At 71.8% G+C, this 11075-nt stretch carries 10 protein-coding genes; 8 read left to right on the plus strand and 2 right to left on the minus strand.

Features of this window, described 5'->3' with window-relative positions:
* The first annotated feature begins 3 nt into the window (after window positions 1–3).
* Complete coding sequence (gene otsB, locus LNK82_RS46350; protein WP_230573189.1) at window positions 4–2538, plus strand: trehalose-phosphatase; 2535 nt, start codon at window positions 4–6, stop codon at window positions 2536–2538.
* 43 nt (window positions 2539–2581) lie between these two features.
* Here the strand turns inward: otsB and radA are convergent, their stop codons facing one another.
* Both radA and LNK82_RS46360 read right to left on the minus strand, forming a co-directional pair.
* Window positions 2582–3946, minus strand: coding sequence for a DNA repair protein RadA (radA, locus tag LNK82_RS46355; protein ID WP_230573190.1), 1365 nt, complete (start codon window positions 3944–3946; stop codon window positions 2582–2584).
* Between the two features lie 378 nt (window positions 3947–4324).
* The gene (locus LNK82_RS46360; protein WP_230573191.1) at window positions 4325–5095 is read right to left on the minus strand and encodes a copper chaperone PCu(A)C domain-containing protein; all 771 of its coding nucleotides are present in this window, start codon (window positions 5093–5095) and stop codon (window positions 4325–4327) included.
* A gap of 303 nt (window positions 5096–5398) precedes the next feature.
* Between LNK82_RS46360 and LNK82_RS46365 the strand changes: the two genes are divergently transcribed.
* The 7 genes from LNK82_RS46365 (at window position 5399) to rlmB (ending at window position 10631) form a co-directional block, all read left to right on the plus strand.
* Window positions 5399–5887 carry a CarD family transcriptional regulator gene (locus tag LNK82_RS46365; protein WP_012782996.1) on the plus strand — a complete coding sequence of 163 codons (489 nt, stop codon included), beginning with the start codon at window positions 5399–5401 and terminating at the stop codon, window positions 5885–5887.
* A gap of 32 nt (window positions 5888–5919) precedes the next feature.
* Window positions 5920–6630, plus strand: coding sequence for a 2-C-methyl-D-erythritol 4-phosphate cytidylyltransferase (ispD, locus tag LNK82_RS46370; protein WP_230573192.1), 711 nt, complete (start codon window positions 5920–5922; stop codon window positions 6628–6630).
* Window positions 6627–7100 (plus strand): 2-C-methyl-D-erythritol 2,4-cyclodiphosphate synthase, encoded by a 474-nt coding sequence (ispF, locus tag LNK82_RS46375; protein ID WP_230573193.1) that lies wholly within the window; start codon window positions 6627–6629, stop codon window positions 7098–7100. Before ispD ends, ispF begins: the two co-directional genes overlap by 4 nt.
* A 5-nt stretch (window positions 7101–7105) precedes the next feature.
* Window positions 7106–7501, plus strand: a complete 396-nt coding sequence (locus LNK82_RS46380) for a PPOX class F420-dependent oxidoreductase (protein WP_230573194.1) — start codon at window positions 7106–7108, stop codon at window positions 7499–7501.
* 108 nt (window positions 7502–7609) lie between these two features.
* Window positions 7610–8221: an HAD family hydrolase gene (locus LNK82_RS46385; RefSeq protein ID WP_230573195.1), complete on the plus strand. Its 612-nt coding sequence runs from the start codon at window positions 7610–7612 to the stop codon at window positions 8219–8221.
* A gap of 45 nt (window positions 8222–8266) precedes the next feature.
* Window positions 8267–9658 carry a cysteine--tRNA ligase gene (gene cysS / locus LNK82_RS46390; RefSeq protein WP_230573196.1) on the plus strand — a complete coding sequence of 464 codons (1392 nt, stop codon included), beginning with the start codon at window positions 8267–8269 and terminating at the stop codon, window positions 9656–9658.
* A gap of 4 nt (window positions 9659–9662) precedes the next feature.
* Window positions 9663–10631 carry a 23S rRNA (guanosine(2251)-2'-O)-methyltransferase RlmB gene (gene rlmB / locus LNK82_RS46395; protein WP_230573197.1) on the plus strand — a complete coding sequence of 323 codons (969 nt, stop codon included), beginning with the start codon at window positions 9663–9665 and terminating at the stop codon, window positions 10629–10631.
* The last annotated feature ends 444 nt before the right edge of the window (window positions 10632–11075 follow it).

Genomic DNA, 11075 nt, shown 5'->3' on the forward strand with positions numbered 1-11075 from the left:
GCGTTGACCGCCGAGGCCCTCCCCGCCGAACTTCGTCGTGCGATCGTGCAGCTGGCACGCACACCGCGCCTGCTGGTCGCCTGCGACTACGACGGGACATTGGCTCCGATCGTGGCCAACCCAGAGGACGCCCGCCCGCTGCCCGAGTCTGTGGGCGCGTTGCGCTCGCTGGCCGGTCTGCACGAGACGACGGCCGCGGTGATCTCCGGGCGCGCCCTGCGCGACCTGGCGACGCTGTCGCGCCTGCCGTCCGAGGTGCACCTGGTGGGTTCGCACGGTTCCGAGTTCGACGTCGGTTTCGTGCACGCGCTGGACGCTGACGCGAAACAGCTGCACCGCCGCCTGGAAACCGAGTTGGAAGGGGTCGTCGCCGGGCACGAGGGCGTCGGCCTCGAAGTGAAGCCCGCGAGCATCGCGGTGCACGTCCGCCGTGCCGACCCCGCCGTGGGGGAGCGGGTTCTCCACGCCGTGCGCACCGGCCCGGCCACCTGGGACGGCGTGCAGGTCACCGAGGGCAAGGCCGTGATCGAGCTGGCCGTGGTGCAGACGGACAAGGGCCACGCCCTGGACGTCCTGCGGCACCGCGCGTCGGCGACCGCGGCCGTGTTCGTCGGTGACGACGTGACCGACGAGAAAGCGTTTGCCCGGCTGAGCGGGCCTGACGTCGGCATCAAGGTCGGCGACGGCGAGTCGCTGGCCGAGTACTACGTCGGCGACAGCATCGACGTGGCCACCGTGCTGGCGTTCCTGCTGGAGGAACGGCGGGCGTGGCTGCACGGCGACCAGGCCGTGCCGATCGAGCGGCTGACCATGCTCGCCAACGAGCGGTCCGTCGCGCTGCTGACCCCCGACGCGCGGCTGAACTGGCTGTGCCACCCGGAGCCGGACTCGGCGGCGGTGTTCGCCGACCTGCTCGGCGGGCCGGCCGCGGGCCACTTCTCGATCAAGCCCGAGCACGGCTCGCTGCCCCTGGGCCAGCGGTACGTGCCGGGCACGATGATCGTGGAGACCCGCTGGTCGCGGCTGCTCGTGACCGACTACCTCGACCACGACCTGGCCTCGCACCGCACGGACCTGGTGCGGCGCGTCTCCGGCTCGACCAACGCGGTGATCACGTTCGCGCCGCGGCCGGAGTTCGGCCAGGTGCCGGTGCGGCTGCTGCGCGAGCGCGACGGCCTGCGGGTCGTCGGCACCTCGGACCCGATGGTGCTGCGCTCGCCGGGCGTCGACTGGCAGATCACCTCCGACGGCATCCAGGAGACCGCGACGGCCGTCGTGCGCCCCCGCGAGGGCGCGCCGATCCTGCTCGAGCTGCGCTGCGGCACGGACGACCTGTCCGAGGCCACGCTCGGCGAGCCGGAGCGGCGGGCGCGGGCGGGTGCGTTCTGGTCGGACTGGGCGGCGACGCTCAAGCTGCCCCAGGTCGAGTCGGACCTGGTGCTGCGGTCGGCGTTGACGTTGAAGGGCCTGGTGCACCACGACACCGGCGCGATCATGGCCGCCGCCACCACCTCGCTGCCCGAGGAGCTGGGTGGCATCCGCAACTGGGACTACCGCTACTGCTGGCTGCGTGACGCGGCGCTGACCGCGCAGGCCCTGGTGTCGGTCGGGTCGCTCGGCGAGGCGGAGGCGTTCCTGGGGTGGGTGCACGGGGTGCTGTCGACCCTGCCCGGCCCGGAGCGGCTGCACCCGCTGTACACGTTGCAGGGCACCATGCTCGGCGCGGAGGCCGTCATCGACACGCTGCCCGGGTACGCCGGGTCGCGGCCGGTGCGCGTCGGCAACCTCGCCAACCAGCAGGTGCAGCTGGACGTGTTCGGTCCCGTGGTGGACCTGGTCGTGCAGCTGGCCGCCGCGCGCGGCTCGTTGACCGACCAGGACTGGCTGATGGTGCAGGCGATGGCCGAGGCGGTCGCCCGCCGGTGGCACGAGCCCGACCACGGCATCTGGGAGGAGCGGCACGCGCCGCGCCACCACGTGTACTCCAAGGTCATGTGCTGGGTGACGTTGGACCGGGCGGTGATGCTGGCCGAGCGGTACGGGCGCGAGATCGACCCGTCGTGGCCGGTGCTGCGCGACACCATCTCCAACGACGTGCTCAAGCACGGGTGGAGCGAGGAAGCGCAGTCGTTCACCACCGCCTACGACGGCGACGACCTGGACGCGGCGTCGCTGCACGTCGGGCTGTCGGGGTTGATCGACCCGACCGACGACCGGTTCCAGGCCACCGTGACCGCGATCGAGGCCGAGCTCCGGTCCGGTTCCACGGTGTACCGGTACCGGCGTGACGACGGCCTGCCCGGCGACGAGGGCGGCTTCCACCTGTGCGCGGCGTGGATGATCGAGTCCTACCTGCTCACCGGGCGGCGCACGGAGGCCGAGGAGCTGTTCGCGCAGATGGTCGACGCGGCCGGACCCACCGGCCTGCTGCCCGAGGAGTACGACCCGATCGCGGAGCGCTCCCTGGGCAACCACCCGCAGGCGTACAGCCACCTGGGCCTGATCCGCTGCGCCCAGCTGCTGGCGGCCGGCAAGTAGGTGTGCTCCCGGACGGCGCCCCCTTGACCGGGGGCGCCGTTCGCTATTTCCGGAGGTTGAGCAGGTTCAGGGCTTCGTGCAGGTCGTTGGCGACGAGCGCGCGCGTGCCCTGCGGCAGGGGGCCCGCGTCCGGTGGCACGAGGGCCTTGGTGAAGCCGAGCCGGGCGGCCTCGGTGAGGCGGCGGCCGACGCCGTTGACGCGGCGCAGCTCACCCGACAGGCCGACCTCGCCGACCACGACGAGGTCGTGCGGCAGGGGCAGGTCGGTGGCCGCCGAGGCGACCGCCAGCGCCACCGCGAGGTCCACCGCGGGCTCGACGAGCCGCATGCCGCCCACGGTGGCGGTGAACACGTCCTTGTTGCCCAGCCCCACCCGGCCGCGCTTCTCCAGCACCGCCAGGACCATCGCCAGGCGGGCCGAGTCGAGGCCGCTCACCGCGCGCCGCGGCGCGGGCAGCGCGGTCGGCGTGACCAGCGCCTGCACCTCGCCCAGCATGGGCCGCTTGCCCTCCACGACCACCGTGACGGCGGTGCCGGAGACGGCCTGGTCGCGGCGGTGCAGGAACAGGCCGGACGGGTCGGGCACGCCCGCGATGCCGTCGTCGCGCAGCTCGAAGCAACCGACCTCGTCGGCCGGCCCGAACCGGTTCTTCACGCCCCTGAGCAGCCGCAACGTCGAGTGCCGGTCGCCCTCGAACTGCAGCACCACGTCCACCAGGTGCTCCAGCACGCGCGGCCCGGCCACCGAGCCGTCCTTGGTCACGTGGCCGACGAGCACGACGGGCAGCCCGCGTTCCTTGGCGACCGCGATCAGGCCGCCCGTGACGGCGCGGACCTGGCTGACCCCGCCGGGCGCGCCGTCCACCGCCGGTGAGGACATGGTCTGGACGGAGTCCACGATGAGCATGCTCGGCTTGACGGCGTCCACCTGGCCGAGGACGGCGGAGATGTCGCTCTCGGCGGCCAGGTAGATCTCGTCGTGCAGGTTGCCGGTCCGGTCCGCCCGCAACCGCACCTGCCCGGCCGACTCCTCGCCGGTGACGTAGAGGCAGCGGCCGACCGACAGCGCCCACTGGTGCGCGACCTCCAGCAGCAGCGTCGACTTGCCGACACCCGGCTCACCCGCCAGCAGCACCACGGCCCCCGGCACGAGGCCACCGCCGAGGACCCGGTCCAGCTCCAGGACACCGGTCGAGACGGCCCGCGCGGACTCGATGTCGACCTGCCCGATGGGCCGGGCCTCACTGCTGGGCGCGCCCGCGAGGAACCGGGGAGCCGCCGAGACCCCCCGCTCCTCCACCGTGCCCCAGGCCTGGCACTCCGGACACCGCCCGACCCACTTGGCCACCTCGTGCCCGCACTCGGCGCAGCGGTAAGTCGGCTTGGCCACCCGTGCTGTCTTCGCCACGCCCCGGAGGCTATCCGGCACCTCCGACACCGCACCGCCACCGGCAGGCTTCTCTCAAGGAGGGCTTCGTGTCATCCCGCCGACCTGGCTTTGCCCCACCGCGCGTGTCAAGAGGGCTGTGCGTCCCTTGCCTGGTCGTTCACTGATGTCCGCCCCTTGATTACGTGTGGTAGCCCGGAGGGAGGTCGGTGGGATGGCACGAAACCCGGACCGACAACGGACCCGGCACATCCCCACCCACCGGCCGTCGTCCTGCTGATCCGCCCGTCCGGCGAGGACATGCTTTGACGCTTCTGCTGTCGGTGCCCAGTGGGAGAATAAAAACAGGGGTCCCCTGGGCGGGGACCCCTGCGTCGCTTTGCGGCGTGTTGGTGCGGCTCAGTGCTCCGAAGGAGCGTCCACCCGCGGTTCGGTGGTGGCGCCGATCGGCAGCTCCAAGGTCACCTCGCCCGCCTGCACGAACAGGAACGTGACCCGGATCGTCTCGCCCGGCCGCAGCGGCTTCTTCAGCCCCTTCAGCACGATCTTCACCACACCCGGCTCCGTCGGGTCCGCGGACGACGGCAGCTTCGTGCCCGTCGTCGGCGGGCTCGACACGGACGTGCCGCTGCCCGACGTCGGCGTACCCGTCGTGGTCGTCGTCACCGAGCCCGTGCCGGACGGCGCGGTGGTCGTCGTGGTCGACGCGTGCGAGCCCGACGGCTCGTGCGAGTCAGAGGGCGCGGACGAGGACGCCGACTTGGTCGTCGTCGTGGCGTGGCTGCCCGCGTCGTCCTGGTCGGCCTCGGCGAGGACGGCCGACCCCGCCTCCAGCCGCGTGTCGCCGGTGATCTCGGCCGGCGCGGAGAACTCGCTGGTCACGCCCAGCAGCTTGTCCACACCGGTGCCGTTGTTGACGATCACGACCGTGATCGGCGCGTCGTCGCCCTCCTCATAGGCCCCGTGCGCCGCCGGGAACAGGAACTGCGCGTCGCGGACGGCGATGTCTCCCACCTGCCCGCTGGCCCCGTTGACGACGGCCACCTGGGTGTCCGTCTGCGTGACCTGACCTGCGCTGCAACCTGCGGCGGCCAAGCCGAGGCCGGTCGCCAGGGCGGCCACGACGGCCAGGCGGCGCGGCGCTGGTGACTTCTGGAGTGCGCGACCCACGGCTGCTCGGATCCCTTCCCGGTGTGCTGACGAGGCGGGTCGTACCCGGTAGTAGCGGGTCCGACCACCAGTCCAGGAGCCTAACCGGGTGCCCCCGGACCTGCGGCATGTGGTGCCCCACAGCGGGCCGCGGCCCTCGCCGGCACGTCCACAGTGGAGCAAGATCGACCACGGGCGTTGCATGCGACCGGGTGATTTGTCAACCCCCCACGCGGCCCTGACCAGCGCTAACTGATCTCAACAGGCCGATGAGGGGATTGCTCGGCGTGTTAGGATGGGGTTAGCGAAAGGGGCAGAGGACACATGGTTTTCAAGGTCGGAGAGACCGTCGTCTACCCGCACCACGGTGCCGCTCTCATCGAAGCAATCGAGACCCGTGTGATCAAGGGCGAGGAGAAGAAGTACCTCGTCCTCAAGGTTGCCCAAGGCGACCTCACGGTTCGCGTCCCCGCCGACAACGCCGAGATCGTGGGCGTTCGTGACGTCGTCGGCCAGGAGGGTCTTGACAAGGTCTTCGAGGTCTTGCGTGCTCCCCACACGGAGGAGCCGACCAACTGGTCCCGGCGGTACAAGGCCAACCTCGAGAAGCTCGCGTCCGGTGACGTGAACAAGGTGGCCGAAGTGGTGCGCGACCTCTGGCGGCGCGAGAAGGATCGCGGACTGTCCGCTGGTGAGAAGCGGATGCTGGCGAAGGCTCGACAGATACTGGTTAGCGAACTGGCGCTGGCCGAGGGCACCGACGAGGACAAGGCTGAGGTCCTCCTCGACGAGGTCCTGGCTACCGCGTCCTGACCGTTCCACCCACCATCTCGGAAACCGCGAACATGGGTGTGGTCGCGCTCGTGCCCGCGGCGGGCCGGGGTGAGCGGTTGGGCTATGGCATGCCCAAGGCGCTCGTACCGGTCGACGGCGTTCCGCTGCTCGTGCGTGCGGTGCGCGGCCTGTTCGACTCCGGTCGCGTGCGGCACGTGGTCATCGCCGCGCCGCCGTCCGATGTGGACGTTGTGAGTACCGTCACCGCCCCGTTGGCCCCAGCCGACGGGGCGGTGCACGTCGTGGCCGGGGGCGCCGAGAGGTCGGACTCGGTGCGCCTGGCCCTAACTTACGCGTTGCGTGAGATCCCCGACACTTCAATCGTGCTCGTCCACGACGCGGCCCGCGCGTTCACGCCGCCCGCCGTCGTCGGGGCCGTGGTGGACGCCGTCGCCGCCGGTCACCCGGCCGTCGTCCCCGTGCTGCCGGTCGCGGACACGGTCAAGCAGGTCGACGCCGACGGCGTGGTGGTCGCCACACCGGACCGCGCGGCGCTGCGCGTCGTGCAGACCCCGCAGGGTTTCGACGCGGCCGTGCTGCTGCGCGCGCACGAGGTCGCGCACGATGCAGGCTTGGGCGCCACGGACGACGCGGGCCTGGTCGAACGGCTCGGTGTGCCGGTCGTCACCGTGCCCGGGCACCCCGATTCCATGAAGATCACCACGAAGTTCGACCTGGCCGTGGCCGAGGCGCTGCTGGCCGGCACCCGAGGAGCACCGTGATCCCCAGAGTGGGCATCGGCACGGACGTCCACCAAGTGGAACGCGGCCGTGAGTGCTGGCTGGCTGGCCTGCGCTGGGACGACGCGGACGGCTGCGCCGGCCACTCGGACGGTGACGTGGCCGCGCACGCGCTGTGCGACGCGTTGCTGTCCGCCGCCGGGCTCGGCGACCTCGGCGCGGTGTTCGGCACGAGCGACCCGCGCTGGTCCGGGCGGCACGGCGTGGAGTTCCTGGCCGAGGCGCGTCGCCTGGTGGAGGAGGCAGGCTACCGGGTCGGCAACGCCGCCGTGCAGGTCATCGGCAACGCGCCGAAGATCGGCAAGCGCCGCGCCGAGGCGCAGGAGGTGCTGTCGGAAGCGGTGGGCGGCCCGGTGTCGGTCAGCGGCACGACCACCGACGGCCTCGGCCTGACCGGGCGCGGCGAGGGCATCGCCGCCGTGGCGACCGCGCTGCTCGTCCCACTAGCCTGAGCCGCATGCCGGTCACCCTCAGCGCGGCGACGCGTGCCCTGGTCGACGGGCGGAACTACTCCGTCCTCGCCACCCTCAACCCGGACGGTAGCCCGCAGACATCGGTGGTGTGGGTCACCCGGGACGGCGACGACCTGCTGTTCTCGACGCTGCGCGACCGGGTGAAGGAGCGCAACCTCCGCCGTGACCCGCGGGCCAGCGTGAGCGTGTGGAGCCAAGTCGACCCCGAGGTGTACGCGGAGGTGCGCGGCACCGTGACGATCGTCGAGGACGCCGGCCGCGTGCTGGCGAACGACTTGTCGCACAAGTACCTGGGCCAGGACTACCCGGCCGACGCGCCCGGCAAGGTCCGCGTGGTGCTGCGCCTGACCCCGACGAAGGTCACCGGCAACGCCGCCTGAGCCGGACCGCCGCTGATCCGCGGTCGGGGCGCCCCTCGCGGAGTGAGGCTGGTCTCGGTTCCGCGCTCCCCGAGACCTCCGATGTCCGGACCACGTAACGTGCGTTATGTGACGATCCGCGCCGTGCTCTTCGACTTCTCCGGCACCCTGTTCCGCTTGGAGCACGACTCGCTGGCCGCCCACGCCGAGCTGATGGGCGCGCTCACCGCGCCCGTCGGCCTGGCGGACGGGCTGGACATCGACCCGGCGCAGTGGGAACGCCGCGACCTCGACCCCGACGCGCACCGCGAGATGCACCTCGCCGTGCTGGCGAAGGCGGGCGCGAAGGACCCGGACCGGTTCTACGCCGACCTGTGCAGCCCGCCGTTCTGGCAGCCGTACCCGGACACCGCGCAGGCCCTGGGCACCGAGTTGCCGACCGCGGTCGTCAGCAACATCGCGTGGGACATCTCCGCCGTCTTCGCCCGTCACGGCGTCGAGAACCGGGTGGACGAGTTCGTGCTCTCCTACCAGGAGGGCTTCGTCAAGCCGGACCCGAAGCTGTTCCGCATCGCCTGCGACCGCCTGGGCGTGCACCCCACCGAGGCGCTCATGATCGGCGACAGCCCCGAGGCCGACGGCGGCGCGGCGGCGATCGGGTGCCAGGTCGAGATCGTCGACCCGCTCCCGACCGGCAGCCGTCCGGACGCGCTGCTGCAGGTGCTCCGCAAGCACATTTGACCGGGCGATCCGACCCCGGCTGGTCACCGCCCGTACCATCTTCACGTGAGCCTCCACCTCTTCGACACCGCGACCCGGTCCATGCGGGAGTTCGTCCCGCAGGTCAGCGGAACGGCGTCGATCTACGTGTGTGGGGCAACGGTGCAGGGCGTTCCGCACATCGGCCACGTGCGCAGCGGCCTCAACTTCGACGTGCTGCGGCGCTGGCTGGGCCGTGACGGCTCGACCGTGCGGCTGGTGCGCAACGTCACCGACATCGACGACAAGATCCTCGCCAAGGCCGCCGAGCACGGCGCCGAGTGGTGGGAGTGGGCCTACCAGCACGAACGGGCGTTCGACAACGCCTACGACGCGCTGGGCTGCCTGCCCGCGTCCTCTTCGCCGCGCGCGACGGGCCACGTCACGCAGATGGTCGAGCTGATGGAGCGGCTGATCGAGAAGGGTCACGCGTACGCCTCCGACGGCGACGTGTACTTCTCCGTGACGTCGTTCCCCGAGTACGGGGCGTTGTCGGGGCAGAAGCTCGACGAGGTGCACCAGGGCGAGTCCGCCGCGACGGGCAAGCGCGACGCGCGCGACTTCACGCTGTGGAAGGCGGCGAAGCCGGGCGAGCCTTCGTGGCCGACGCCGTGGGGTCCGGGCAGGCCGGGCTGGCACCTGGAGTGCTCGGCGATGGCGACCGCGTACCTCGGCGGGACGTTCGACATCCACGGCGGCGGCATCGACCTGATCTTCCCGCACCACGAGAACGAGCAGGCGCAGTCACGGGCGGCCGGCGACGGCTTCTCCCGCTACTGGATGCACAACGCCTGGGTGACGCTCAGCGGCGAGAAGATGTCGAAGTCGCTGGGCAACACGGTGTCGATCCCGGCGATGCTGGAGCGGGTCCGCGCGCCCGAACTCCGCTACTACCTGGTCGGCCCGCACTACCGGTCGACGATCGAGTACTCGCCCGAGGCGTTGGACGAGTCGGTGTCGGCGTACCGCCGGGTCGAGTCGTTCCTGCGGCGCGTGGTCGAGCGCACGGGCGCCGTCGGCGCGGACGGCGAGCTGTCGCCCGCGTTCGTGGCGTCGATGGACGACGACATGGGCACGCCCGGCGCGTTGGCCGCCATCCACAAGCGGGTGCGCGAGGGCAACACGGCCCTGGAGTCCGGTGACGACCTGGGCGCGCGTGCCGCCGCCGGGTCGGTGCGGGCGATGACCGGCGTGCTCGGGTTGGACCCGTTGTCGCCGCTGTGGCACGACGCCGCGGCGGGCGGCGCGGGCGGGCGCGCGTTGGGCGTGCTGGTGGAACGGCTGCTGGAAGAGCGGTCGCAGGCCCGCAAGGACAGGGACTTCGCGCGCGCGGACGCGCTGCGCGATCACCTGCTGCTGGCCGGTATCGCCGTCGAGGACACCCCCGACGGTCCGTTGTGGACGTTGAAGGACGACTGAGCTCGTGGCTGGTAACTCCAAGCGCCGGGGCGCCATGCGCAACCCCGGCTCCAAGAAGGGCGCGGTCGTCGGTTCCGGCGGGCAGAAGTCGAAGGGCCTGCAGGGCAAGGGCCCCACCCCGAAGGCGACCGACCGACCGAACCACCCCGCCTACAAGCGGGCGACCGCGGCGGCGAAGGCCGAGCAGGTGCGCTCGCAGCGGCGCAAGGCCGTCGAGAACGGGCCCGAGACCGTGGCCGGGCGCAACCCGGTGGTCGAGTGCCTGCGCGCCGACATCCCGGCGACGGCGCTGTACGTGGCGCTGGGCATCGACGCGGACGACCGGGTCGCCGAGGCCGTGCAGCTGGCGGCCACCCGCGGCATCTCCGTGCTGGAGGTGCAGCGCGGCGAGCTGGACCGGATCACCGGCGGCGCGATGCACCAGGGCCTCGGCCTCCAGGTGCCGCCGTACGAGTACGCCGAGCCGCGCGAACTGCTCAAGATCGCGAACCAGTCCGGCGTGCCCCCGCTGCTGGTGGCGCTGGACGGCGTGACCGATCCCCGCAACCTGGGCGCGGTCGTGCGCTCGGCCGCGGCGTTCGGCGCCCACGGCGTCGTCCTGCCGCAGCGCCGTTCGGCAAGCATCACCGCCGTCGCCTGGCGGACCAGCGCGGGCACCGCGGCGAGGATCCCGATCGCCGTGGCGACCAACCTGACCCGCCAGCTCAAGGAGTGGGCCGACGCCGGCCTGATGATCGTGGGCCTGGACGCGGACGGGGACGTCGACGTCGACGGCCTCGACCTGGCCACGGGCCCCCTGGTGGTCGTCGTGGGCTCCGAGGGCCGCGGCCTCTCGCGCCTGGTCAAGGAGACGTGCGACCAAACGGTGTCCATCCCGATGGCCGCCGGCGTCGAATCGCTGAACGCCTCCGTCGCCGCCGGCGTCGTCCTGGCCGAAGTCGCCCGCCGCCGCCGCCTCGAACCTCGCGCCTGACCCCCACCACTGCCACCCCCACCCCCTCCCACCGCCACTCCCTTCCCTCAACAGAAGGGCTTCGTGTCATCCCGCCGACCTGGCTCCGCCCAACCGCGCGTGTCAAGGGGGCCGTTCACCGATGCCTGTCGGCGTTCACCGGTACCCGCCCCCTTGACGCGTGTGGTTGCCCTTGGGGAGGTCGGCGGGATGACACGAAACCCGACCGACAACGGACCCGCAGCCTGAACGCGAAACCCCGTCATCCTGCTGATCTGCCCGTCCGGCGAGGACTCTCTTGATCTCTTGATCTTTTGAGCGTTGAACTCTCGGCCCGCGAACGTAGGAGCGTTATTCAGAACTCTTGATCGCTGGTGACAGCGCAACGGCCCCGCCTGGTTAAGATCGTTTTCCTCTCACAGAAGACGTCTGACCAGGAGCGGAGCCGTTGCGTTACCAGTCTAC

Origin of the sequence: Saccharothrix luteola, assembly GCF_020859565.1 — a bacterium.
Classification (GTDB): Bacteria; Actinomycetota; Actinomycetes; order Mycobacteriales; family Pseudonocardiaceae; genus Actinosynnema; species Actinosynnema luteola.

Bases quoted from the DNA above. Each gene is read 5' to 3' on its own strand.
- LNK82_RS46365 (WP_012782996.1), top strand. From the start codon at position 5,399: ATGGTTTTCAAGGTCGGAGAGACCGTCGTCTACCCGCACCACGGTGCC.
- ispD (WP_230573192.1), top strand. From the start codon at position 5,920: ATGGGTGTGGTCGCGCTCGTGCCCGCGGCGGGCCGGGGTGAGCGGTTG.
- LNK82_RS46380 (WP_230573194.1), top strand. From the start codon at position 7,106: ATGCCGGTCACCCTCAGCGCGGCGACGCGTGCCCTGGTCGACGGGCGG.